Annotated in this window: 18 protein-coding genes; 13 read left to right on the top strand and 5 right to left on the bottom strand. The window is 74.7% G+C overall.

Annotation, left to right across the window (positions count from 1 at the left end; translation table 11 throughout):
* Position 1 precedes the first annotated feature (1 nt).
* The 5 genes from DSZ44_RS16110 (at position 2) to DSZ44_RS16090 (ending at position 9,356) form a co-directional block, all read left to right on the top strand.
* Entirely contained in the window at positions 2 to 3,181 is a 3,180-nt protein-coding gene (locus DSZ44_RS16110) for an FtsX-like permease family protein (protein WP_110853654.1), read from the top strand.
* Positions 3,178 to 5,970, top strand: a complete 2,793-nt coding sequence (locus DSZ44_RS16105) for an FtsX-like permease family protein (protein ID WP_110853653.1) — start codon at positions 3,178 to 3,180, stop codon at positions 5,968 to 5,970. The genes DSZ44_RS16110 and DSZ44_RS16105 overlap by 4 nt, the downstream gene beginning before the upstream one ends.
* 75 nt (positions 5,971 to 6,045) lie before the next feature.
* Complete coding sequence (gene putP, locus DSZ44_RS16100) at positions 6,046 to 7,551, top strand: sodium/proline symporter PutP (protein WP_110853652.1); 1,506 nt, start codon at positions 6,046 to 6,048, stop codon at positions 7,549 to 7,551.
* Positions 7,552 to 7,636: 85 nt separating this feature from the next.
* Positions 7,637 to 8,683 carry an ABC transporter ATP-binding protein gene (locus DSZ44_RS16095; RefSeq protein ID WP_110853651.1) on the top strand — a complete coding sequence of 349 codons (1,047 nt, stop codon included), beginning with the start codon at positions 7,637 to 7,639 and terminating at the stop codon, positions 8,681 to 8,683.
* Positions 8,676 to 9,356: an ABC transporter ATP-binding protein gene (locus DSZ44_RS16090; RefSeq protein ID WP_110853683.1), complete on the top strand. Its 681-nt coding sequence runs from the start codon at positions 8,676 to 8,678 to the stop codon at positions 9,354 to 9,356. Before DSZ44_RS16095 ends, DSZ44_RS16090 begins: the two co-directional genes overlap by 8 nt.
* 91 nt (positions 9,357 to 9,447) lie before the next feature.
* Here the strand turns inward: DSZ44_RS16090 and DSZ44_RS16085 are convergent, their stop codons facing one another.
* Positions 9,448 to 10,506 (bottom strand): hypothetical protein, encoded by a 1,059-nt coding sequence (locus DSZ44_RS16085; RefSeq protein WP_146237592.1) that lies wholly within the window; start codon positions 10,504 to 10,506, stop codon positions 9,448 to 9,450.
* A 360-nt stretch (positions 10,507 to 10,866) separates the two neighbouring features.
* Between DSZ44_RS16085 and typA the strand changes: the two genes are divergently transcribed.
* The 4 genes from typA to DSZ44_RS16065 are packed head-to-tail and all read left to right on the top strand — an operon-like array spanning position 10,867 to position 16,573.
* The gene (gene typA, locus DSZ44_RS16080; RefSeq protein ID WP_110853649.1) at positions 10,867 to 12,774 is read left to right on the top strand and encodes a translational GTPase TypA; all 1,908 of its coding nucleotides are present in this window, start codon (positions 10,867 to 10,869) and stop codon (positions 12,772 to 12,774) included.
* Between the two features lie 37 nt (positions 12,775 to 12,811).
* Positions 12,812 to 14,299, top strand: coding sequence for a PIG-L family deacetylase (locus DSZ44_RS16075; protein WP_110853648.1), 1,488 nt, complete (start codon positions 12,812 to 12,814; stop codon positions 14,297 to 14,299).
* A complete protein-coding gene (locus tag DSZ44_RS16070; RefSeq protein ID WP_258369630.1) occupies positions 14,296 to 14,793 on the top strand; it encodes a flavin reductase family protein in 498 nt (165 codons plus the stop codon). The genes DSZ44_RS16075 and DSZ44_RS16070 overlap by 4 nt, the downstream gene beginning before the upstream one ends.
* A 37-nt stretch (positions 14,794 to 14,830) precedes the next feature.
* Complete coding sequence (locus DSZ44_RS16065; protein WP_110853647.1) at positions 14,831 to 16,573, top strand: VanW family protein; 1,743 nt, start codon at positions 14,831 to 14,833, stop codon at positions 16,571 to 16,573.
* A gap of 2 nt (positions 16,574 to 16,575) precedes the next feature.
* On the opposite strand, the gene DSZ44_RS16060 is transcribed toward DSZ44_RS16065, so the two are convergent.
* Positions 16,576 to 16,812 carry a putative acetyltransferase gene (locus tag DSZ44_RS16060; RefSeq protein ID WP_220035237.1) on the bottom strand — a complete coding sequence of 79 codons (237 nt, stop codon included), beginning with the start codon at positions 16,810 to 16,812 and terminating at the stop codon, positions 16,576 to 16,578.
* A gap of 263 nt (positions 16,813 to 17,075) precedes the next feature.
* On the opposite strand from DSZ44_RS16060, the gene fdxA reads away from it, so the two are divergent.
* From fdxA to DSZ44_RS16045, 3 genes are all read left to right on the top strand, one after another.
* Positions 17,076 to 17,393: a ferredoxin gene (gene fdxA, locus DSZ44_RS16055; protein WP_110853646.1), complete on the top strand. Its 318-nt coding sequence runs from the start codon at positions 17,076 to 17,078 to the stop codon at positions 17,391 to 17,393.
* 1 nt (position 17,394) lies between these two features.
* Positions 17,395 to 18,531 (top strand): succinyldiaminopimelate transaminase, encoded by a 1,137-nt coding sequence (gene dapC / locus DSZ44_RS16050; RefSeq protein WP_110853645.1) that lies wholly within the window; start codon positions 17,395 to 17,397, stop codon positions 18,529 to 18,531.
* 198 nt (positions 18,532 to 18,729) lie between these two features.
* A complete protein-coding gene (locus DSZ44_RS16045; RefSeq protein WP_110853644.1) occupies positions 18,730 to 20,022 on the top strand; it encodes a citrate synthase in 1,293 nt (430 codons plus the stop codon).
* A 194-nt stretch (positions 20,023 to 20,216) separates the two neighbouring features.
* Here the strand turns inward: DSZ44_RS16045 and DSZ44_RS16040 are convergent, their stop codons facing one another.
* Both DSZ44_RS16040 and dapD read right to left on the bottom strand, forming a co-directional pair.
* On the bottom strand, positions 20,217 to 21,071 hold the full coding sequence (locus tag DSZ44_RS16040) for a hypothetical protein (protein WP_110853643.1): 855 nt from the start codon (positions 21,069 to 21,071) through the stop codon (positions 20,217 to 20,219).
* On the bottom strand, positions 21,064 to 22,014 hold the full coding sequence (dapD, locus tag DSZ44_RS16035; RefSeq protein WP_110853642.1) for a 2,3,4,5-tetrahydropyridine-2,6-dicarboxylate N-succinyltransferase: 951 nt from the start codon (positions 22,012 to 22,014) through the stop codon (positions 21,064 to 21,066). The genes DSZ44_RS16040 and dapD overlap by 8 nt, the downstream gene beginning before the upstream one ends.
* 172 nt (positions 22,015 to 22,186) lie before the next feature.
* Between dapD and DSZ44_RS16030 the strand changes: the two genes are divergently transcribed.
* A complete protein-coding gene (locus DSZ44_RS16030) occupies positions 22,187 to 23,125 on the top strand; it encodes an NUDIX hydrolase (RefSeq protein ID WP_258369628.1) in 939 nt (312 codons plus the stop codon).
* 4 nt (positions 23,126 to 23,129) lie between these two features.
* Here the strand turns inward: DSZ44_RS16030 and DSZ44_RS16025 are convergent, their stop codons facing one another.
* A complete protein-coding gene (locus DSZ44_RS16025; RefSeq protein ID WP_110853640.1) occupies positions 23,130 to 24,941 on the bottom strand; it encodes an acetyl/propionyl/methylcrotonyl-CoA carboxylase subunit alpha in 1,812 nt (603 codons plus the stop codon).
* Positions 24,942 to 24,954 lie beyond the last annotated feature (13 nt).

Raw genomic sequence — 24,954 nt, 5'->3', positions numbered from 1 at the left:
GGTGAGGGCGCCCCGACTCCTGCTACGGCGTGGCCGTGCACAGCGGGGCGCCCTCCTCACCCTGCTCGTCCTCACCGCGACCGTCGCCGCGATCCTCGCCGGCAGCGTCGGGTACACGCGGGCGGCCGGGGTCGCCACGGTCCGCGCGGCCCTCACCGAGGCCGCGCCGCACGAGGCCGGCGTCCAGGTCCGGACGCGCCTGGCCGGCGACCCGGAGGCCCAGGACGCCGCCGTCCGGGCCGCCGTCAGCGAGCTGCTGGGGCCCGGCACGGACGTGTCCCGCTCGCTGTGGTCGGAGGCGGTCGGCGCCGCGGCCGGCGGGCAGGAGCTGCGCGTCGTCCTCGCCGAGCTGCCCGCGGGTGACGGTGTGGTCCTCGCCGACGGCGAGCTCCCCGGCCCCCGCGAGGTGCTCGTGCCCGAGCAGGCCGCCGCCGAGACGGGCCTGACGACGGGCGGAGAGATCGTCGTCGACGGCGTCACGCTCACCGTCGCGGGCACGTGGCAGCCGGGTGACGAGCGCGCGTGGTTCACCGGCCCGTCCGTCGAGGACGCGGTGGGTCCGCTCCTCACCGACGCGGGCACCGTCCGTGACGCCGTCAGCGCGCCCTTCGCCCGGTGGACCGTCCAGCCCCGCGCCGAGCTGCTCACCGTGGCCGACCTCCCGGGCCTCGCCGACGGCCTTGCGCGCCTCGACTTCACCCTGGGCGACGACGACGCCGTCGCGGTCCGCGGCCTGACCGTCGCCGGCGAGCTCGCCGCCACGATCGACGACCTCCGCGCGGCCACCGCCACCGCGGCGGCCGTCGGTCTGGTGCCCGTGGCGCTCCTCGGGGTCGTCTCCGTCGTCGCACTCGTCCAGGTCGTCCGCCTGCTCGGGCAGACGCGTGCCCGGGAGACCGAGATCCTCGTCGCCCGCGGCGCGGCGGTCCGTCAGGTGACCGCGTGGTCGGCGGCCGAGCTCGCCGCCGTCGCGCTCGTCGGTGGCGCGGTCGGCACGGCGGTGGCCGCCGTCGTCGTCGGCCGGCTCGACGGCGGGGAGGCGCAACGGGGGGTCATCGTCGCCACCGGGGTGGTCGTCGCCCTCGTCACCGCGCTCACCGGGACGGCCGTGGCCGGCCTGCAGGCGCGGGCGATCGCGCGACGCAGGGTGGCCGACCGGTCCGGACGGCTCCGGGGCGCCGCCGCGGTCGGCACGGTCGTGCTCTGCGGAGCGGCGGCCGTCCTGTCCGCGTGGCAGCTGCTGCGGCACGGCACCCCGCTCCTGGACGACGGCGGGGCGGACGTGCTCGCGGTCGTGTCCCTCGGGGCGGTGCTCGGCTTCCTCGCCGTGCTCGCGCTGGCCCTGCTCGGCCCGCTCGCCCGCGGGGCGGCCCGGCTGCGCGAGCGGGAGCGCGGCCTGGCCGGAGTGCTCGCCACCCGGCAGGTCTCCCGCCGGGTGCGGGCCTACGCCGTCCCGCTCGTGCTCGTCGTCCTCGCCGTCGGTGCCACCACGGTCGCCTCCTCCTTCGCCGGGGCGACGGCCACCCAGCGTGAGCACGTCGCCGCGCTCGCCACCGGGACCGACGTCCGCGTCGCCGTGCCCGCGGGAGCGACCTCGCGCCAGGCGGTGCCGCAGGCCCTGTCCGCGGCGCCCTACCGTGAGCTCGCCGGCGTCACCGCGGCCGGGACCGTCCTGCGGTCCGGCGGCACCTTCGGTGAGCTGCCCGTGGCCGTCACCGCACTCGACGCCGCCCGCCTGGACGAGCTCGCGCACCTGCCCGACGGGCCGGCGGTCCCCGACGCGGCCGCCGGCCTCGCCCCGGCCGCCTGGGGCGTGCCGCTGCCCGCCGGCGCGCAGACCCTCGACCTCACCCTCCGGGCCCACCTCGGCACGTCCGCGACGGCCCGTGAGGTGGAGGCCGAGCTGCTCGCCGACGCGCGGCAGTACTACGTCGAGGGCCTCGGCATGTCCGAGGAGGAGGCGGACGCCGCGCTGGCCGAGGACGCCGCGCGGGACGAGGAGGAGCACGGGCTCGAGCTGGCGGCGTGGGTGGCCGACGCGGACGGCGGCCTGAGCATGCTCGAGGGTGGACGCCTGCCGGCCGACCCCGACGGCGGCGGCGACGGGCTCCTCGGCCCCGAGCCCTCCGAGCACACGCTCCGCCTCGAGCTGCCCGGGTCCGGTGAGCACCGGCTGGTCGCCCTCGACCTCGCCCTCGCGGGGCCCGACCTCGGCAGCGACGTGTCCGTGGAGGTCACCGCCCTCACCGCCGACGGCGCCGCGGTCGGCCTCGGCGACGAGCAGTGGCGGCCGGCGGCCGCGCTCGACGAGGTGGACCTCGAGCCGCAGGGCACCATCGGAGTGGCGGGCGGCCTGGGCTGGGACCTCCCGCCGGACGCGGAGGTCCGCCTCGTGCCCGGTGGCGCCGCTCCCGCTGTGCCCGCCGTCCTCACCTCCCACCTCGCCGCGTCGGCGGACCTGAGGGACGGGGACACGGCGACCGTCGCCCTCGGGGGTGCCGCCGTCGACGTCACGGTGAGCGACGTCGTCGACGCCGTCCCCGGCGGTCTCGAGGAGGACGCCGTGCTGCTCGACCTCGGCGCCCTCGGCGCCCACGTGCTCGGCCGGCACGCGAGCCCGCTGCTGCCGGGCGAGGTGTGGCTCGCCGTCGAGGACGGTGCCGACCACACCGGGGTGGCCGACGCAGCGGCCGCTCTCGCCGGGCCCGAGGCGGCGGTCGAGATCGCCGGGGAGGGCCTGAGCGACTCGGCGGGCTCGGTGCGCCAGACCTTCTGGACCGTTGCCGCGGGTGCCGCCCTCCTCGCGCTCACCGGTGTCGCCGCCGTCGTCCTGTCCCTGGCCCGGGAGCGGCGGGGTGAGGTCGTCGTGCTGCGCGCCCTCGGCCTCCCGGCCGCAGGGCAGGCCCGCACCCGGGCGGCCGAGCTGCTCGGTGTGGGCGCGCTGGGCGTCCTCCTCGGCGTGCTCGCGGGGTGGGCGGCCTCGGTGGTGCTCGTGCCCACGCTCGCCCGGGCGGCGGCCACGCAGCCCTCGCCGCTGCCCCTCGGCGGCCGGCTCGACGTGCTGCCGGCGCTGGGGGTGCTCGCCGTCCTCGTGGGTGGGCTCGCCGTCGTCGCCGCGGTGCTCGGCGCCCGGGTGCGCAGCCAGGCGCTGGACGCGGAGTACCGGGAGGAGGTGCGATGAGCGGCCTCCTCGGGCTCGCGCGCCGCCAGGCCACCGCGCACCGTGCCGTGCCCGTCGCGCTGCTCCTGCTCGTGCTCCTCGTCTCCGCGGTCGTCACCGCCTGGCCGCGCCTGCTCGCGGGCGTCGACGACCGGCAGGTCACCCACGAGATCGCCGCCACGAGCCCGCTGTCGCGCGACGTCGTCGGCGTCCTGCCCGGCGGGCTGCCGCGGCTGCCGGCGCCCCCGGCCGGCTCCACCCCCTTCCCGCCCGACGTCGAGGAGAACCTCGGCGGCCTGTACGCCGCGCTGGAGGAGCTGCGCGCCGCCCAGCCGGAGCCGCTGCGCGACCTGCTCGGTGACCCGAGCTTCTGGCTGCAGAGCGAGCCGGCCGAGATCGAGCCCCCGCCGGACCCGCTCATGGGCCGGCAGCGGCTGCGCCTCACCGTCGACCCGTACCTGGCGGACCGGGTGACGCTCGTCGCGGGACGGTGGCCGGAGCCGCACATCCCCGTCGACCCCTACGCCGAGCTCGCCGAGGGGCGGGAGGGCCTCCTCACCGTGGAGGAGAGGCTCGTGCTCGTCAACGCCGCCATCGCGGCCAGCGAGCCGCTCGAAGTCCTCCTGTCCGCCCCAGCCGCGGACGTCCTCGAGTGGGAGGTCGGCACCGAGCGGCGCATCACCGGCAACACGGTCCCGGCCCTGCTCACCGGCACCTACGAGGTGACCGACCCCCGCGCCGACCACTGGGCCCACAACCTGTACTCGGCCCAGCCCTACGTCGTCGACGACCTCAACCTCGGCACGTCCGCGGAGGCAGCCGCCTACCTCGCCCCGTCCTGGGACGGCGGGCTCCCCGCCGGCATGCCCGAGCACGTCCGGACCTTCCGCACCCAGATGTGGTTCCCCACCGTCGTCGACGCGCTCAGCGCCGACGACGTCGATGCCGCCGCGGCCCAGCTCACCCGCTTCACGGCGCCCCAACCCCTCGGTGAGGCCGGCGACCTGGTCCCCGCGGCAGAGGTGCGCTTCGCCACCGAGCTCGGCGAGGTGCTCGACCGGGTCCGCCAGCAGCAGGCCGTCACCTCCACCGTGCTCACCGTCATCGCGTCCGGCCCGCTCGGCGTGACCCTCGCCGTGTTCCTCCTCGCGGCGCGGCTCCTCGTCTCCCGCCGCCGGTCCGGGCTCGCGCTCCTCTCCGCCCGGGGCGGGTCCGGGTGGCAGCTGCGGTCCGTGCTGGCCCTCGAGGGCCTCGTCATCGGGCTGCCCGCCGCCGCGGCCGGAGCGTTGCTCGCGGTGCTCCTCCTGCCCGGGCGAACCGCGCCGGCCGACCTCGCCGTCACCGGCCTCGTCGCGCTCGTCCCCGCCGTCGTGCTCGCCGCGAGCACCTCCCCGCGCGGCCTGCGTGAGAGCCGGGCGGACCTGGGCACGCGACCCAGCCGATGGCGGTGGGTCGCCGAGGTCGTGCTCCTGGTGGTCACCGCCGTCGCCCTCGTCCTGCTCGGCCAGCGCGGTGTGCAACCAGGCGCCGGCGAGACCGACGTCCTCCTCACCGGTGTGCCGCTCCTGCTCGCCGCCTCCACCTGCGTCGTCGTCCTGCGGGTCTACCCGCTGCCGGTGCGGGCGCTCGCGGGCGCGTTGCGCCGTCGTCGTGGCCTCACCGCCTTCCTGGGGGCGGCGCGTGCGGTCCGCGAGCCCGCCGGCGGGCTCGTTCCCGCCGTCGCGCTCGTCGTCGGGGTGTCCGTCGCGATGTTCTCCGCCGTCCTCGGCTCGACCATCAGCGCCGGGGTGCAGGCGACGGCGTGGCAGTCCGTGGGCGCCGACCTGCGTCTGTCCGGCCCGGTGCTCGACGAGGAGAAGGCCGCCGCGATCGCCGCCGTGCCCGGGGTCGCGGGAGTGGCGACGATCGGTGACGCCGGCACGGTGAGCGTGGCGGGGGAGCGGCTCGACCTCGCGGTCGCCGACCCCGCGGCCGTGCGCGCCGTCCAGGCCGACGGCGTGGGCATCGACCGGCTCCCTGCGGACCTCTCCGGGGGAACCGGTGACGCGGTCCCCGCCGTGCTGTCGGCCGAGGCGGTCGAGGCGCTCGGTGCGGGTGTGGGGGACACGCTCGAGGCCGCGGTCGGGGACGGGGTGACGCTCGAGGTCGTCGGGACCGTCGGGCGGCTCGCGGGTGCGGGGACCACCGGTGACGTCCTCGTCGAGGCCGAGGCCTTCGCTGCCGCCGCCGGGCGTGCGGTGCTGCCGCGGATCGCGCTCGTGGACGTCGCCGACGGCGAGGACCCGACGGCGGTCCTCGGGCGCGTGCGCGAGGTCGAGCCCGTCGCCCTCGCCCAGAACCCTGCCGGGGACGCGAGCGGCTTCCTCTCCTCCCCGATGGCCGGCGGGATGAACGCCGCTCTCGGGGTCGCCGTCGTGCTCAGCCTCGTGCTCGTCGTCGTCGCCGTCGTCATGACCCAGCTCATGGGCGCGCCGGTCCGCGCGCGGCTGCTCGCGGTGCTGCGCACGCTCGGGCTGGACCGGCGGCGGGCGCGCGGGATCGTCGCGTGGGAGCTGGGGCCGCTGTCCGCGGTGTCGGTGCTCGCCGGCGGCGTCCTCGGGGTCCTCGTGCCGTGGGTCGTGCTCGGCGGGATGGACCTGCGGGCGCTCACCGGCGGGGAGGAGCAGCCCGGGCTGGTCGTCGACCCCCTCGTCGTCGGCGGGGTGCTCGGCGGGGTCCTCCTCGTGACGGCGCTGGCCGTGCTCGTCTCCACCGTGGTGAGCAGCAGGGCCGACGTCGCGGGCGAGCTGCGGATGGGCGAGGAGACCTGACCCGTCGGACCGGAGCCTGCGTGTCTGTGGTCCGTGCCACACTGGGCGGACTGTGCTCTCGGGGAGGAGACGACGATGTCTGACCGCACCTACCAGCTCGTGGCCCTGGTCGCCTACTTCGCGGTGATGCTGGGGATCGGCTACTACGCCTACCGGCGCACCAGCGGGCACGAGGACTACATGCTCGGCGGGCGCCGTCTGTCTCCCACCACCGCCGCGCTCAGCGCCGGCGCCTCGGACATGTCCGGCTGGCTGATGATGGGCCTGCCGGGCGCCATCTACGTCAGCGGGCTCATCGAGGGGTGGATCGCCGTCGGGCTCACCATCGGCGCCTACCTCAACTGGCGGCTCGTGGCACCGCGGCTGCGCTCGTACACCGAGACGGCGAAGAACTCGATCACGATCCCGAGCTTCTTCGAGAACCGACTGCACGACACCTCACGGTCGCTGCGTGTGGCGTCCGGCGCCATCGTCCTCGTGTTCTTCACCTTCTACGTCTCGTCGATGATGGTCGCGGGCGGGGTGCTGTTCGAGGCCGCCTTCGACACCTCCTACCTCACCGGCGTGCTCGTCGTCGCCGGCGTCACGCTGGGCTACACGCTCATCGGCGGCTTCCTCGGCGCCTCGCTCACCGACGTCGTGCAGGGCACGATGATGATGGTCGCGCTGATCGTCATTCCGATCGTCGTGCTCGTCTCGCTCGGCGGCGTCGGCGAGGCGCTCGACGGGATCCGGGCCGTGGACCCCGCGCGGCTGTCGCCGCTGGCCGGAGCGGGGATCAGCGGGGCGTCCGTCGTGGGTGTCGTGTCGGCGCTCGCCTGGGGGCTGGGCTACTTCGGGCAGCCGCACGTCATCGTGCGCTTCATGGCGATGCGGGACGCGCTCTCGGCGGGCCGCGCACGCCGGATCGGCATCGGCTGGATGGTCATCTCCCTGGTCGGCGCGGTGGTGACGGGTCTTCTCGGAGTCGCCTACTTCAACCGCAGCGGCACGGACCTGGCCGACGCCGAGCAGGTCGTGCTCACGCTGTCTCAGGCACTGCTGCACCCGTTCATCGCCGGGGTCGTCTTCGCTGCCGTGCTCGCCGCGATCATGAGCACCGTCTCGAGCCAGCTCATCGTGTGCTCCTCCGCCTTTGTCGAGGACCTGTACCGGATCGTCCGCAAGGACGCGTCGCCCCGGAACCTGGTCGTCCTCGGACGCGCGGCCGTGCTCGCGGTGGCCGTCGTCGCCACGCTCCTCGCGCTCGACCCCGACGACACGATCCTCGGGCTCGTCGCCTTCGCGTGGGCGGGCTTCGGCGCCTCCTTCGGGCCGGCGATCCTCCTCAGCCTCTTCTGGCGCCGACTCACCACGTGGGGTGCGCTCGCCGGCATGGTGACGGGGGCGGTGACGGTCATCCTGTGGAAGCAGCTCGGGCCGGAGATCCTCGGCACCACGCTGTACGAGATCGTGCCCGGCTTCCTCGCCAACCTCGCCGTCGCCGTCGTCGTCAGCCGGCTCACCTACCACCGCGACGAGGAGGTGGAGCGGGAGTTCACCGAGGCAGCCCAGGGCGCGAGGCGGGCCCCGGCGGTGTAGACCGCCGCGCGGGCCGGCACGGCGGGCACACGTGCGGTGAGACGATGACGCCTGCGACCGGCCGGACAAGAGTGACGAGGTGCGCATGACGACGACGACCGAGCAGGCCCGTGAGCCGGACATCCTGTGCCACGGGCTCGTGCGGATCTTCTCCACCGAGGGGGTGGAGGTGCAGGCGTTGCAGGGGCTGGACCTGCGCGTGGAGCGCGGCGACGTCGTCGCGATCGTGGGCGCGTCCGGCTCGGGGAAGTCGACGCTGCTCAGCATCCTGTCCGGGCTGGACAGGCCGACGGGCGGCAGCGCTGTCGTCGCCGGCACCGACATCGGCACGATGAGCAGGGCGGACCGGGTGCGCTACCAGCGGCACACCGTCGGCTTCGTCTGGCAACAGACCTCGCGCAACCTCCTGCCCTACCTCACCGCCGCCGAGAACATCGCCGTGCCGCTGGTCCTGTCCGGCGCCGAGGCGCGCGCGGAGCGCGTGGACGAGCTCCTCTCGCTCCTCGGGATCGAGCACTGCCGTGACCGCCGGCCGGAGCAGATGAGCGGCGGGGAGCAGCAGCGCACCGCGATCGCCGTCGCGCTGGCGAACTCCCCGCGCGTGCTCCTCGCCGACGAGCCCACCGGCGAGCTCGACGACGCGACGAGCGCCGAGGTGCTCGAGGCGCTGCGCGGCGCCTCGGAGCGGCTGGGCGTCACCGTCCTCGTCGTCACCCACGACCCCACCGTGTCCGAGCACGTGCGGCGCACCGTCCAGATCCGCGACGGCCGCACCGCCACCGAGGTGCTGCGGCGCACCGAGCGTGACGACTCCGGTGCCGAGGTGCACGTCGCCGAGGAGTTCGCCGTCCTCGACCGCACCGGGCGACTCCAGCTGCCCGAGGAGTTCGTCTCCGCCCTCGCCCTGCGCGAGCGGGTGCGCCTGGCGCTCGAGACCGACCACGTGGGCGTGTGGCCCGACGGCGCCGGCCGGGGGCCGTCGGTGGCGGACGGGGTGGCGGACCCGGGCGGGAACGCCGACGTGGCCGGGACGGCGGACACGATGGCCGGGTCGGCAGGCCCGGTGGGTGGGGCGGCTCGCTCCGGGCGGCCGCGCCGGCGCGACCTGCGCGGGAGCGGCACCGATGGCTGAGGCGCTGCTGACCGCAGAGTCGGTGAGCCGCGTCTTCACGACCGGCGCCGGTGACGTCCGCGCGCTCACCGACGTGAGCATGGAGGTGACGGCGGGCGAGCTCGTCGTCGTGCGGGGACCGTCCGGGTCGGGCAAGACCACCCTGCTCAACCTGCTGGGCGGGCTGGACCGGCCCACGGGCGGGCGGGTGCTCCTCGGCGACGGCCGCGAGCTGTCGTCCCTGCCGGAGAAGGACGTCCTCGAGGTCCGCCGCACCCGCATCGGCTACGTCTTCCAGTCCTTCGGTCTCATCCCGGTGCTCTCGGCCGCCGAGAACGTCGAGGTCCCGCTGCGGCTCCTCGAGGTCGACCCCGCCGAGCGGGAGGAACGTGTGGCGGCCGCCCTCGAGCTCGTCGGGCTCGCCGACCACGTGCACCAGCGGCCCTACGAGCTGTCCGGTGGCCAGCAGCAGCGCGTCGGCATCGCCCGGGCGCTCGTCGCCGAGCCGGAGGTCCTCCTCGCCGACGAGCCCACCGGCCAGCTCGACTCCCGCACCGCGGCCACGATCATGGAGCTCCTCCAGGAGCTCACCCGCGCCCGCGGCCTCGCCGCCGTCGTCTCCACCCACGACCCCGTCCTCATCCAGCGCGCCGACAGCGTCCTGACGCTGAAGGACGGCCACCCGGCGGCGTAGCGGCCTTCACCCGCCACCGCTGCGCTGACCTCCCCGGTTGTCCTCAGAGCTCCCTCCTTCGCCCACGCAGCAATGAGGAGAAGCGGGTAGCTCACCGGCGGATGGTGGGGCCGAGGAGCTCCGGCACGGGTCGCAGGGTGGCGACCCAGCCCGGCGGGAAGGGTCGGCACAGCCGCCGGAACACCGCGTCCTCGTTGGAGAGATCAGTGCGGTCGAAGCGTTCGACGGTTGTGCTGGGGAGGCTCGCCAGCCTGTTCTGACGCCGCCGCTCGGCCATGACGCGCTCCGACAGCCGGCGGCGGGCGTCGGCCCCGTCAGGATCGTCGGGCACGAACTTCACCTCGCCGTCGTACTCCCCGAGGAGCGTGATGGTCTCGGTGAGCACGCCGTGCTCGGTGACCGGCAGCCGCCACCGCACGTCGGGGTAGTAGACGTGTCCCTCGACCTCGTACCGGGGCTGCAGCACGGGCCGTGGCAGGCCCCTGGAGACGCCGACCCACCGGAGGACCGTCTCGTACGGAGATTCCGCGAGCGGGTCGGCCCAGGTGACGACCGCCCGGGCGCGACGCAGGTGGCGCCGGTCGCCCTGCTCCACCATCGCGAGCAGCCGCGCTCGGAGCGCCGCCGTCCTCCTGGCGTTCGACCTGGGAGTGTCCCGCCGGGGGGCGACGAGTGCGCGCATGCCGCTGTCCGCGACGACGAGTGCGTGCCGTGGGTGCATCGTCTTGGCGCAGTCCACGATCGTGCGCTCGATCGTGGTCGCCCGCAGGCCGCTGACCTCGGTGACGTCATCGGCCGGCAGGTCGCGCACGTGGCGCACCCGCCCGGCGGTGGACCGGCTCGGCAGGCGCTTCTGCGAGGTGTGCACCTGCGTGTCGCCATCGACGAGCCAGAGCCCGTGCAGCAACGCGGCCGTCCGGTGGCTGAACACCGGCCGTGCGGCCGCGCGGCGGGCGACGCCCGCGATACGGGCCAGGGCCAGATGCTCCGTCTGGCGCCACGGGGGTTCCTCCTCGTCGAGAGGGTCGACGAAGACCCCGCGGGCCACCTGCACGAGTCCGGTGCTCTCGGCATGCCGGACGGCGTTCTTCCCGAGCTCACGGCTGAGCAGCACGGGCGGAAGCTCCTGCGGGCTGATCGTCACGGCCATGACCACGAGCGTGCCGACGGCGGGAGGGCGGTGCGGATGTGTCGCGGCCCTGCGGTGACCGGACAGGCCGGGAGCGTCACCTGTGGAGCAGCGTGCCGGGGCGTGAGCTACCCGGTTCACCTCGGCCGGACGTGCTGGGAGGGGGGAGGTCGGAGGACAACCGGGTAGGTCAGCGCGCCCGAGGCAGAGGGGGGTATGGGGCTGGTCACATGTGCTGACCCGACAGGTGTGCGGTTGTACGATCTACCGGCGGCACTCGGGCCTCGGGTGCCCAATCCTGCCCGTCACCGGCGCACCGTTCCCGCTCTGCGAGCGATGCCGGCGCCGCCCGGGCACCCCTTCACCGGAGGAGCTCCGCGTATGCCCGTTCGTTCCGACCTGCGCAACGTCGCGATCGTCGCCCACGTCGACCACGGCAAGACCACGCTGGTCGACGCCATGCTCTGGCAGTCGGGCGCCTTCGGAGACCACCAGCACGTCGACGAGCGGGCGATGGACTCCGGTGACCTCGAGCGCGAGAAGGGCATCACCATTCTCGCGAAGAACACGACGGTCACCTACCGCGGCCCCGCCGCCGAGGCTCTCGGCGTCGCCGACGGCGTGACCATCAACGTCATCGACACCCCCGGCCACGCCGACTTCGGTGGCGAGGTCGAGCGCGGTCTGTCGATGGTCGACGGCGTCGTGCTCCTCGTCGACGCGAGCGAGGGGCCGCTGCCCCAGACGCGCTTCGTCCTGCGCAAGGCGCTCGCCGCCAAGCTCCCGGTCATCATCGTCGTCAACAAGGTCGACCGGCCCGACGCCCGCATCACCGAGGTCGTCGCGGAGGCCACCGACCTGCTCCTCGGCCTGGCCAGCGACCTCTCCGACGAGGTCCCCGACCTCGACCTCGACACGATCCTCGACGTCCCGGTCGTCTACGCCTCCGCCAAGGCCGGGCGCGCCTCCCTCGAGCAGCCGCTCGACGGCGAGCTGCCGGACAGCCCCGACCTCGAGCCGCTCTTCGCGACCATCCTCGCGAACATCCCGTCCCCGACCTACGACGAGGGCGCGCCCCTCCAGGCGCACGTCACCAACCTCGACGCCTCCCCGTTCCTCGGTCGCCTCGCCCTGCTGCGCGTCTTCAACGGCGAGCTCCGCAAGGGCCAGACGGTGGGCTGGGCGCGCCGCGACGGCAGCCTCAAGTCCGTGCGCATCTCCGAGCTGCTGCGCACGGAGGCGCTCACCCGCGTGCCCGCCGAGGTCGCCCACGCCGGTGACATCGTCGCCGTCGCCGGTATCGAGGACATCACGATCGGCGAGTCGCTCGTCGACCTCGAGGACCCGCGTCCGCTGCCGCTCATCACGGTGGACGACCCCGCGATCTCGATGACCATCGGCATCAACACCTCCCCGCTGGCCGGCAAGGTCAAGGGCGCCAAGGTCACCGCGCGCCAGGTCAAGGACCGCCTCGACCGCGAGCTCATCGGCAACGTCTCCCTCAAGGTCCTGCCGACCGACCGGCCCGACGCCTGGGAGGTCCAGGGCCGTGGCGAGCTCGCCCTGGCCATCCTCGTCGAGCAGATGCGCCGCGAGGGCTTCGAGCTCACCGTCGGCAAGCCGCAGGTCGTCACCAGGACCGTCGACGGCAAGATCCACGAGCCGATGGAGCGGATGACCATCGACGTGCCCGAGGAGTACCTCGGCGCGGTCACCCAGCTGCTCGCCACGCGCAAGGGCCGCATGGAGACGATGACGAACCACGGCACCGGCTGGGTGCGCATGGAGTTCGTCGTGCCCGCCCGCGGCCTCATCGGCTTCCGCACGCGCTTCCTCACCGACACCCGCGGCACCGGCATCGCCTCCTCGATAGCCGAGGGCTACGAGCCGTGGCACGGTCCCATCGAGCTGCGCACCAACGGCTCGATGGTCGCCGACCGCGCCGGCTCGGTCACGCCCTTCGCGATGATCAACCTCCAGGAGCGCGGCTCCTTCTTCGTCGAGCCCACGTCGATCGTCTACGAGGGCCAGGTCGTCGGTGAGAACTCCCGCGTCGACGACATGGACGTGAACATCACCAAGGAGAAGAAGCTGACGAACATGCGCGCGGCGTCCTCGGACTCCTTCGAGAACCTCGTGCCGCCGCGCAGGCTCACGCTGGAGGAGTCGCTGGAGTTCGCCGGCAACGACGAGTGCGTCGAGGTGACGCCCGAGTCCATCCGCATCCGCAAGGTCGTCCTCGACGCCACCGAGCGCGCCAAGGCGGCAGCCCGCCTCCGCCGCGCCTGACATCGGGCCGCCCGGCGGCCTGGACCAGAATGGGGTGATGACGACGCAACCTGAGCACCGGCTGCTGGCCGTCTTCGCCCACCCCGACGACGAGACGATCGGTGCGGGTGGCCTGCTCGCGCTGGCCGCCCGCGCCGGTGTCGACGTCTCCGTCGTCACCTGTACCCGCGGCGAGCGCGGTGAGGTGATCCCGCCGGACCTCGCGCACCTCGCCGAGGACCCCGAGCAGCTGGCGCTCCGCCGCGAGGCGGAGCTGTCCGCCGCCCTCGCCGAGCTCGGTGTCCACCGCCACCTCTTCCTCGACCAGGTCCCGGCCCTCGAAGGGCAGCGGCCCACCCGCTTCGCGGACTCCGGCATGCGGTGGGTCCGCCCCGGCCTCGCCGGTCCGTCAGCGGACGCCAGCGGCGACGCCTTCACCGCCCTCGACGTCGACGTCGCCGCGCACCTGCTCGCCGTCGTCGTCCGCCACGTGCGCCCGACGGCGGTCCTCACCGAGGAGCCCGGCGGCGGTTACGGGCACCCCGACCACGTCCACGCGCACCGGGTCACCTCCCGCGCCGTCGAGATCGCGGCCGACGCCGCGGAGCCGCTCGGTGGCCTGGCCCCGTGGCAGGTGCCGACGGTCCTGTGGGTCGCCCAGGAGGAGTCCCACCTGCGGGCGGCGCTCGCCGAGCTCGCCGACGTCACCGGCCGCCACGAGCCCCGCCACGCGCCGGACGGCACCGTGCTCAGCGTGCCCGACCCCGGCGGGGAGCTGTCGTCGCTCGCCGCGCCCGCGGCGGCGATCACCGCGTCCTTCGACGTCCGCCCGGTCGCCGAGCAGGTCCTCGCGGCGCTGCGTCACCACTCCACCCAGGTCCAGGCCGTCGCGCCGATCGACGGGCGGGCGCTCGTGGGTCAGCTGGCGCTGAGCAACGCGGCGCTCGTGCCGGTCCTCGACCGCGTCCACCTGCGTGCCGCCCCCGGCTCCGACGCCAGCGCCCTCGCCGCGGTCCTCGCGGACGACGACGGCGTCACCCGCGTCCCGGCGCCCGTCGCCCCCGCGCCCGTCCTCTCCGGGGAGCAGGCCGACCCGGCGGGTCCGAGCCCTGTCCCGGCCGCCACCGGTGGTGCCGCCGAGCCCGCCCCGCGCCGCGGGGTCCTCGGCCGGCTCGTCACGACCGGGGGCACGGTGGGCGTCCTCGTCTCCCTGCTCGCGGGGCTCGTCATGGGGGCGCTCGGCACGGTCGTCCACCGCTTCACCCTCGAGGACCTGCCCGTGGGCATCGTCCTCGGCCTGGCCGGCGTGCTCGCCGCCGCCGTCGCCGCCCGCGCCATCGCCGGTGGTGGCGGACTCCTGCTCGCCGCGCTCGCCGTCGTCGGCACCACCCAGGCCATGGCCTTCCTCCGCCCCGGCGGCGACGTCCTCGTCACCAACGAGGCCATCAGCTACGCCTGGCTCTTCGGCGCACCGATCGCCTGCGTGACGGCGGCGCTGCTGCCGGCCCGCTGGTTCGGTGACCACTCACGGCGGAGGCGTACGTGAGCGAGCAGCTCGTCGAGCGGTACCGCGCGACCATGCAGCGTCTTGCCGGGGGCGTGGCAGCGGTCTCGCTGCGCCACGGCTCCACGGACCTCGCGATGACCGCCACCGCGCTCACCTCGGTGTCGCTGCGCCCCCCGATGGTCCTCTTCTGCGTCCACACCGACGCCCGCCTGCGCGAGGCGCTGGACGACGTCGACACGTGGGCGGTGAGCATCCTCGACGCCGACGCGAAGGTCGCCGCGGAGCGCCTCGCCAGCCCGGGCCGGCCCGCCGTCGGCCAGCTCGTCGGGGTCGACCACAGCCGCGGACCGCTCAGTGGCGCCGCGCTCGTCGACCAGGCCCAGGGCTGGCTCGAGTGCCGCACGCACTGGGTCCGGACCGCCGGCGACCACGACGTCGTCGTCGGTGAGGTCCTCGACGCCACGCTCGGCCGCACCGCCACCGGTGCCCTCGTCCACTACCTCGGGCGGCTGCGGCCGCTCGGGGACGCCTGACCTGCGCGTCGTGACGCCAGCCCGGAGGGAAACACGTATGGGAACGGACACGTCGACCGACGACTCGCTGCTCGTCGACTTCGGTGAGGAGCGCCCGCGACGCCGTCGCCGCGGGTGGGTCATCGCCGTCGTCGTCCTCGTCGTGCTGCTCGGCGGGTACGCGGCCGCGGCCTGGTACCTCGGTGACCGCGTACCGCGCGGCGCCACGGTCGCCGGCGTCGACATCGGTGGCCTGACCGCACAGGAGGCGACCGAGCGGCTCGAGGAGGCGCTGGCCGAGACGGCGACCGAGCCCGTGCCGGTCGCCCTCGCCGACAACGAGACGACCCTCGACCCGGCCGCCGCCGGCCTCGAGCTGGACGCCGCCGCCACCGTCGACCGGCTGTCTGGCCTCTCCTTCGACCCGCGCAGCGTCTTCGCCCACCTCTTCGGCACCGAGGACCACGAGCCCGTGACCCGGGTCGACGAGGAAACGCTGCGCGCGGAGGTCGAGCGGGTCGCCGAGACCCTCGACGTCGCGCCCGTCGACGGCGCCATCGCCCTCACCGACGGCGAGGCGGAGGTGACCGAGCCGGTGGCCGGCACGTCCGTCGACGTCGACTCCGCCGTCGACGTCGTCGCCGACAGCTGGATCACCGGTGAGCGCCCCCTCGTCCTGCCGGACGAGGAGGTCACTCCCGCCGTCACGGCCGACGCCGTCCAGACGGCGATGGACGAGATCGCCCGTCCCCTCACCCGTTCCCCGGTGGCTGTCGACATCGACGGCCGGCTCGTCGAGCTCACCCCCGCGCACCTCACGGCCGTCACCGCCCTCGAGCCCACCGACGACGGTGCCCTCGAGCTCCGGCTCGACGGCGAGGCGCTCGTCGACCTCGTCCTCGAGCTGGACCCGGAGGTGCGCACCGAGGCCCGCGACGCCCGCATCGTCCTCGAGGACGGCCGCCCGACCATCGTGCCCGGCGCGACGGGCATGGACGTCGACGAGGAGGTCCTCGTCGAGTCCGTGGCCGCGGCGGCCGTCTCCAGCACCGACCGCACCGCCGAGGCGCGCCTCGTCGAGGTGGCCCCGGAGTTCACGGTCGCCGACGCGGAGGCCCTCGGGGTCACCGAGGTGGTCTCGGAGTTCTCCACGCCCTTCCACAACGACGCCCAGCGCACCCGCAACCTCGTCGTCGGCGCGGAGAAGATCTCCAACACCCTCGTCAAGCCGGGGGAGACGTTCAGCCTCATCGACGCGCTGGGCCCGATCACGGCCGAGCGGGGCTTCGTGTCCTCCGGCGTCGTCGTCGACGGCCTCGAGACGAGCGGGATGGGCGGTGGCCTCTCCCAGGTGTCGACCACGGTGTTCAACGCCGCCTTCTTCGCCGGCATGCAGCTCGACCAGTTCCAGACCCACTCCCACCACTACCCGCGCTACCCGGAGGGCCGTGAGGCGACGCTCTTCACCCCGAGCGTGGACATGCGCTGGACGAACACCACGCCCTACGGCGCGCTCGTCCAGGCGTGGGTGTCCGGCGGACGGTTCCACGTGCGGCTGTGGGGCACCGAGCACTTCGACGTGACGACCAGCACGAGCGAGCGCTTCAACTTCACCCAGCCCTCGACCGTCTACAACTCCTCGTCCAGCTGCGTCCCGAACAACTCACCCGAGCGGGGCTTCAGCGTGACGGTCTCGCGCACCGTCGCCCTCGACGGCGCGGAGGTCGACAGCAACTCGTGGACCACGCGATACATCCCGTGGGACCGCGTCGTGTGCGGCTCGGCCCCGAGCGGCGACTGACCTCAGCCGTCCCCGTTCCGGTCCCGGCGCCCGCGTGGCGCCGGCGGCGGGGGCACCGGCTTGCCGAGGACCGCGTCGGCCGCGGCCACCCGCACCGGCCCGCGGCGCGTGTGGACGACGGCGGCGTCGTCGTCGGCCGCGACGAGGTCACCGAGCGCGTCGGAGAAGCCGCCCTCCGCGCGCCGGTAGCGGATGACCACGCGCGTGCCCACCGGCCAGTCCGCCCACAGAGGTCTCACCCGGCCATTGTCCCCCGCCCGTCCAGCGGGCGACCGCACTGCAGCGCGGTCCCGCCACGACTCTGCGCCCGTTGCGTCCGCTGTGCGCCCGGTAGACCGGGCGCACAGTGGACGAGAGGCAGCAACGTGCGGCGAGGGATCGTGCGGCGAGGGAGACGGCCCGGCCCGTCCAGCGGGCGGGACGCACTGCAGCGCCGGGCGGATGAGGGATACTGGGTGGGCACCGACAGGCGGCGGGACGACGCCGCAGAGGGAGGGAACCCGTGACCTACGTCATCGCGCAGCCCTGCGTGGACGTCAAGGACCTGGCATGCGTCGACGAGTGCCCCGTGGACTGCATCTACGAGGGCAAGCGGATGCTCTACATCCACCCCGACGAGTGCGTCGACTGCGGGGCGTGCGAGCCCGTGTGCCCCGTCGAGGCCATCTACTACGAGGACGACACGCCTGAGCAGTGGTCGGCCTTCTACGGCGCCAACGTCAACTTCTTCGACGAGATCGGCTCCCCGGGCGGTGCGGCCAAGATGGGCCTCATCGACAGGGACCACCCGCTGGTGGCCGCCCTTCCGCCGCAGGCCTGAGGTGGCGCTGTTCGGCGACGCGCTGCCGAGCTTCCCCTGGGACAGCCTCGCCGGCGCCCGGGACCGGGCGCGGGCGCACCCTGACGGGATCGTCGACCTCTCGGTCGGCACGCCCGTGGACCCCACCCCGCAGGTGGTCCAGGACGCGCTCGTCGCCGCGGCCGACTCACCCGGCTACCCGACGACGCAGGGCACCGAGCGCCTGCGTGAGTCGGTCGTCGGCTGGTTCGCCCGCCGTCGCGGCGTGCCTGGTCTGACGCCCGAGCAGGTGCTGCCGACCATCGGCTCCAAGGAGCTCGTGGCGCTGCTGCCCGCCATGCTCGGGCTGGGGGCCGGGGACGTCGTCGTCCACCCGCAGATCGCGTACCCGACCTACGACGTCGGGGCGCGCCTGGCCGGCGCGGAGCCCGTCCCGGCCGACGCGACCACCGCCGTCGGGCCCGGCCCGGTGCGGCTCGTGTGGCTCAACTCCCCGTCCAACCCGACCGGTCGGGTGCTCGGCGTCGAGCACCTGCGCAAGGTGGTGGACTGGGCGCGGGCCCGCGGCGCCGTCGTCGCGAGCGACGAGTGCTACGCCGAGCTCGGCTGGGCCGAGCCGTGGGCCTCCGAGGGGGTGCCGAGCCTCCTGGACCCCCGGGTGTGCGGGGACAGCCACGAGGGCCTGCTCGTCCTGTACTCGGCGAGCAAGCAGTCCAACCTCGCCGGCTACCGTGCCGCCTTCGCGGCCGGGGACCCCGCCCTGGTGGGCCGGCTCCTCGAGCTGCGCAAGCACGCCGGCATGATCATGCCCGCGCCCGTCCAGGCGGCCCTGGCCGCCGCGATGGACGACGACGAGCACGTCGCCGTGCAGCGTGAGCGCTACCGCGCCCGGCGTGAGGTGCTGCTCGCCGCGTGCTCGGACGCCGGTCTGGTCGTCGCCCCCGAGAGCGAGGCCGGCCTGTACCTGTGGGCCACCACGGCGGGGGAGACCGACTGCCGCGAGATCGTCGCCGCCCTGGCCGAGCGCGGGATCCTCGTCGCGCCCGGGGAGTTCTACGGCCCCGCGGGCGCCCGGCACGTGCGCATCGCGCTCACCGCGAGCGACGAGCGGGTCGCGGCTGCCGCCGAGCGGCTCTCCGCGGGCCCGCTGCTGCCCTGAGACGGGGGTGTCACGCGTCACGCCGTGCCCGACAAGTCCGGCGGCTTCCCGGTTCCGGACCTGCCGGTGGCATGGCTTACCCTTCATGGAGGAACCACCCAACACGACCGTGCGGACCGATGAGGCCTCCGCCTCCGACGGTGCGGACGGTGCCGGGGCCACGAGCTCCCGGCGTACCGATCCTTGAGGAGGCAGTACATGTCCGAGGCCACCCCCACCCCGGCAACGTTCGAGGTCGACGGAACGCGACTGGAGTTCGACCGGGTGCCGGCGGCCGAGGGCAACGACGGGGTGAAGATCTCCTCGCTGCTCAAGGAGACCGGCCTGGTCACGCTCGACCCCGGCTTCATGAACACGGCGTCCACGACGTCGGCGATCACCTACATCGACGGCGACGCCGGCATCCTGCGCTACCGCGGCTACCCGATCGACCAGCTCGCCGAGGGCTCCTCCTTCCTCGAGGTGGCCTACCTCCTCATCAAGGGCGAGCTGCCGACCGCTGACGAGCTCGAGGCCTTCACGTCGCGGGTCCACAAGCACCGCCTCCTCCACGAGGACTTCAAGGCGTTCTTCACCGCCTTCCCGGCCAACGGGCACCCGATGGCGATCCTCCAGTCCGGCGTCTCCGCGCTGGCCACGTACTACCAGCACACCCTCGACCCCCGCGACGAGGAGCAGGTGGAGCTCGCCACCGTGCTGCTCATGGCCAAGGTGCCGACGATGATCGCCTACATCGCCAAGCGCGCGCTGGGCCTGCCGCTGCTCTACCCCGACGCCTCCAAGTCCTACGTCGAGGACTTCTACCGGCTCACCTTCCACCTGCCCTACCAGGACCACGACGTCGACCCGGCCCTCACCAAGGCGCTGGACATGCTCCTCATCCTCCACGCCGACCACGAGCAGAACTGCTCGACGTCGACCGTGCGCATGGTGGGCTCCTCGAACGCCAACATCTACTCGGCCGTGTCGGCCGGCGTCGGCGCCCTGTCCGGCCCGCTCCACGGCGGCGCGAACGAGTCCGTCCTCGAGATGCTCACCGCCATCCAGGCCTCCGGCGGCGACGCCTCGGAGTTCATGCGCAAGGTGAAGAACAAGGAGGACGGCGTCCGTCTCATGGGCTTCGGCCACCGGGTCTACAAGAACTACGACCCGCGCGCGGCCATCGTCAAGGACGCCGCCCACGAGGTGCTCGGCAAGCTCGGCAAGTCCGACGAGCTGCTCGACATCGCCATGGGCCTGGAGGAGATCGCCCTCAACGACGACTACTTCATCGAGCGCAAGCTCTACCCGAACGTCGACTTCTACACCGGCCTCATCTACAAGGCCATGGGCTTCCCGACGCAGATGTTCACCCCGCTCTTCGCCATGGGGCGCCTGCCCGGCTGGATCGCCCAGTACCGCGAGATGATCGCCGACCCCACGACGAAGATCGGGCGCCCGCGCCAGGTCTACACCGGTGAGACCGAGCGGCAGTACCCCGCCGGCCGCTGAGCCGACGCACGACGCCGCCCCGGCGGCCCGGTCCCACGCGGGACGGGCCACCGGGGCGTTGTCGTACGTGGACGCGGCAGCCTGCAGGATCCCGCCACAACCGCCTCGGAGACTCTGCCTAGTGAAGGATCCGCTCGGAGTGTCGCCGGCGTGTCGCGTGCCTGCACGCAGCGGTTGTGGCGGGATCCGAAAGGTCAGGAGATGCGGACGGTGCCGGCGGGCGCCGGCGCCCTCTCTGCGGGGCGCCACTGCGCCTCGTTCCCCTCCGAGCGCTGCCACACCCGGTCGCCCACCGCGACGGTGCCGGCGCCCGTGTCGACCGCCGTCGCCACCGCCCAGTGCGCCACCGCCCAGGCGAGGCGCTGCGGGTCCTGCCCGGGCAGCGCGGACGCCTCGACGACGACGGCGCCGCCGGCCGCCGTCGTCGCGATCCCGAAGTCCTGCTCCAGGCGCGCACTGACGGCCTCGGCCGGGGCCGCGGCGTCGTCCTGCCCGGGCAGGTCGCAGGTGAGGGAGGCGGGGGAGTGGCCGGTGAGGGCGGAGGCGAAGGCGCGGCCCTCCGGCTCGTGGTCGGCGTAGGCCTCGGGGAAGCCCGAGCGCTGCACGGTCTGGGCGGCCTCGGTGACGGGCAGCTCGGTGTAGCCGGGCACCTCGACCAGGCCGTCGAGGAAGGCGTTGGTCGCGTAGACCGGGTCGGTCACCTGCTCGGGCGTGCCCCAGCCTTGCGAGGGCCGCTGCTGGAACAGGCCGAGGGAGTCACGGTCGCCGTAGTCGATGTTCCGCAGCTTCGACTCCTGCACCGCCGTCGCGAGCGCGATGGTCGCGGCGCGGGCGGGCAGCCCGCGGCGGACGGTGACGGCGGTGATGAGGGCCGCGTTGTCGGCCTGGTCGGCGTCCAGGACGTGGCGCGTGCCGTCCTCCAGGACGACGGCGCAGGTCTCGCTGGCGCGGTCCGGGACCAGCCGCGTGAGGAGGATCGCGACCCCGCCGACGGCGAGGGCCACCAGCGCGAGCACGCCCACCGTGCCGCGCAGCAGCCTTCTACGCATGGAGGGCGTCGTTGAGCGTGATGCCCGTCCCCGTCCGGGTCAGTGCCTCGACGGCGCCGGTCACGGAGTGACGCCGCAGGAGCAGGTTGGGCACGCCCGAGAGCGTGCGCGCAGGGACGACCGTGGGGGAGGCGGAGGCCGATCCCGGGGCCGCGAGGACGGTCACCTTCGTGCCGGCGGTGACGTACAGGCCGGCCTCCACGACGCAGTCGTCGCCCAGGGAGATCCCGATGCCGCTGTTGGCGCCGAGGAGGCAGCGCTGCCCGAGGGTGATGCGCTCCTCACCGCCGCCGGAGAGGGTGCCCATGATCGAGGCGCCCCCGCCGACGTCCGTGCCGTCACCGACGACGACGCCCTGGGAGATGCGGCCCTCGACCATCGAGCGGCCCAGCGTCCCGGCGTTGTAGTTGACGAAGCCCTCGTGCATGACGGTGGTTCCCGGCGCGAGGTGGGCGCCCAGGCGCACCCGGGAGGCGTCGGCGACGCGCACGCCGCTGGGGACGACGTAGTCGGTCATCCGGGGGAACTTGTCGACGCCGTGGACGGTGAGGTGGCCGTCGCGGGCCCGCAGCCGCACCCGCGTCTGGTCGAAGCCCTCGACGGCGCACGGGCCGGCGGAGGTCCACACGACGTTGGGCAGCACCCCGAAGATCCCGTCGAGGTTGAGGGAGTTCGGCGTCACGACGCGGTGGGAGAGGAGGTGCAGACGCAGGTAGGCGTCCACCGTGCTGGTGGGCGCGGCGTCGAGGTCGATCTCCGCGGTGACGACCCGGCTGTGGACGCCGCGCGCCTCGTCGCGGCGCTCGGCGACCGGGAGCGCGGTGGCCGCGGTGGAGCCCGCCCCCTCGGTGCCGTCGAGCACCGGATCGGGGTACCAGACGTCGAGGACCGTGCCCTCGTCCGTGACAGTGGCCAGACCGGTTCCGCGCGCGAGACGTGCCATGGGGACAGCCTACGAGGAGCCCGGGCAGAAACTCGTCCACCGTCCATATGCCCCGCCTCACCCTGACCCGCCCCCGTCCTTCGCAGCCGGTTGAGCGATGACGCCTTCCGGGCCGACGTCGTCGGGCAGCTCACCAATTGCGCGGGGTGGGGGTGGGCGCGAGGGTGGGGCGGTGGCCGACTCGCTGACACCGCCGGACCCGCGCTCGCCGCGCCGGCCGGGCGACGGCTGGGTCGAGTGCCGCTGCGGCCACCGCCACTGGGGCCGCCACGGCGCGGCGGGCCTCCTGCTGTGGCGGCCGCTGAGCGGGGCCACCGGGACCCGCGGCCCGCGCGACCCGCACGACTACGCCGTCGTCCTGCAGCACCGGGCGCTGTGGAGCCACCACGGCGGCACCTGGGGCCTGCCGGGCGGGGCGATCGACCCGGGCGAGACGGACGTCGAGGGGGCGCTGCGCGAGGCGCACGAGGAGGCCGCCCTCCCGCCCTCGGGCATGGCCGTCCGCGCCAGCCACCGCCTCGTGCACCCGGACTGGTCCTACACGACCGTCGTCGCGGAGGCGGTGGAGGAGGTCGAGCCGCGGGTCAGCGACCCGGAGAGCATCGGGATGGCGTGGGTCGACGGGGCCGCCGTGCGCGACCGCCCGCTGCTGCCGGCCTTCGCCGACGCACTGCCCGCGCTGCGCGAGCTGCTCGGCCGCCGGCTCGTGCTCGTCGTCGACGGTGCCAACACCGTGGGCTCACGGCCCGACGGCTGGTGGCGTGACCGCGCCGCCGCGACGGCCCGGCTGCGCGACGAGCTCGTCGCCGTCGCCACGACCGGCCTGCCCGCCGAGCGCGTCGGCCTGCCCGGGCACACCTGGTACCCGCACGTCGTCCTCGTCACCGAGGGGCGCGGGCGCGGGCCTGGCTCGATTCCCGCCGCCGACGGCGTGGGCCGGGTCGACGTCGTCGACGCGCCGGGGGAGGGCGACGACGAGATCGCCGCCCAGGCCGGGCGCCACGTGCGGGAGGGGGCGGACGTCGTCGTCGTGACGGCGGACCGCGAGCTGCGCGGACGCGTCGCGGCGAGCGGCGCGCGCGTCGCCGGTCCCTCGCTCGTGCTGGGGTAGCCGCCTACTCGTCGATGTCGCAGATGACGGTGCCGGCCGAGACGTTGTGGCCGACGGCGGCCTGCAGGCCGCGCACCGTGCCGGCGCGGTGGGCCACGAGCGGCTGCTCCATCTTCATCGCCTCGAGGACGACGACGAGGTCACCGGCCTCCACGGTCGCGCCGTCCGCGACGGCGACCTTGACGATGGTGCCCTGCATGGGCGAGGTGAGGGAGCCGTTGCTCGAGGCGGCGGCCCGGGTGCCGCTGCGACGGGCGGGCCGGCGGACCGCGCCGCGGCCCCCGCGACCGGCGCCGATGCCGAGGCCGGCGGGCAGCACGACCTCCAGCCGCTTGCCGCCGACCTCGACGACGACCCGCTCGGTGGCGTCGTCGGGGGCGTCGGGCGTGACGGCGGTGGGAGCCTCGGGCGCGCCGAGCCCCGCGAGGCGCTCGGCGAAGTCCGTCTCGATCCACGTCGTGTGGACGGTGAAGGCGGAGGCGTCGGCGCCGGCGAACTCGGAGGCGTCGATGACGGCGCGCGCGAAGGGCAGGACCGTGGGGATGCCGGTGATCTCGAGCTCGCGGAGCGCCCGGCGGGCGCGCTGGAGGGCCTGCTGCCGGTCGGCGCCGGTGACGATGAGCTTGGCGAGCATGGAGTCGAAGGCGCCGGAGACGGTGTCGCCGGCGGAGACGCCGGTGTCGACGCGCACGCCCGGTCCGCCGGGCCAGGTGAGCGAGGAGATGGTGCCGGGGGCAGGCAGGAAGCCGGCGGCCGGGTTCTCCCCATTGATCCGGAACTCGATGCTGTGGCCGCGGGTGGGCACCTCGGTGTAGCCCAGCGGCTCGCCGGCGGCGACGCGCAGCTGCTCGCGGACGAGGTCGATACCGGTGACCTCCTCGGTCACCGGGTGCTCGACCTGGAGGCGGGTGTTGACCTCGAGGAAGGAGACGGTGCCGTCGGAGCCGATGAGGAACTCGCAGGTCCCCGCCCCGACGTAGCCGGCCTCGCGCATGATCGCGGTCGACGCCTCGCGCAGCAGGGTGTCCTGCTCGGGGGTGAGGAAGGGTGCGGGCGCCTCCTCGACGAGCTTCTGGTGGCGCCGCTGGAGGGAGCAGTCACGGGTGGAGACGACGACGACCGTGCCGTGCTCGTCGGCCAGGCACTGGGTCTCGACGTGGCGGGGGCGGTCGAGGAAGCGCTCGACGAAGCACTCCCCGCGGCCGAAGGCGGCCTTGGCCTCGCGCACCGCGGAGTCGAAGAGCTCGGGGATCTCCTCGCGGGTGCGGGCGACCTTGAGGCCGCGCCCGCCGCCCCCGTGGGCGGCCTTGATCGCCACGGGCAGGCCGTGCTCGTCGGCGAAGGCGAGCACCTCGTCCGCGGAGTCGACGGGGTCGGGCGTGCCCGCGACGAGGGGGGCGCCGGCGGCGCTGGCGATGTGCCGGGCGCTGACCTTGTCGCCCAGGGCGCGGATGGCGGCGGGCGGCGGACCGATCCACACGAGCCCGGCGTCGATGACCCGCTGGGCGAACTCGGCGTTCTCGGAGAGGAAGCCGTAGCCGGGGTGGACGGCGTCCGCGCCGCTGCGGCGGGCGACGTCGAGGAGCTTGCCGGCGTCGAGGTAGGTCTCGGCCGCGCGGGAGCCGCCGAGACCGAAGGCCTCGTCGCTCAGCCGCACGTGGAGGGCGTCGCGGTCGGAGTCGGCGTAGACGGCCACGGTGGCGATCCCCGCGTCCATGCAGGCGCGCGCGACCCGCACCGCGATCTCGCCCCGGTTGGCGATGAGCACCTTCGTCAACGGGCGCCGGGTGGGCGACGCTCCAGAGGTGCTCGTCATGGATGCTCCGATC

It is taken from the genome of Georgenia satyanarayanai, assembly GCF_900116375.1.
GTDB classification, from domain to species: domain Bacteria; phylum Actinomycetota; class Actinomycetes; order Actinomycetales; family Actinomycetaceae; genus Oceanitalea; species Oceanitalea nanhaiensis.
Note: the sequence above shows the minus strand (reverse complement) of the source record. Positions and strands in the feature narration are given on the sequence as shown.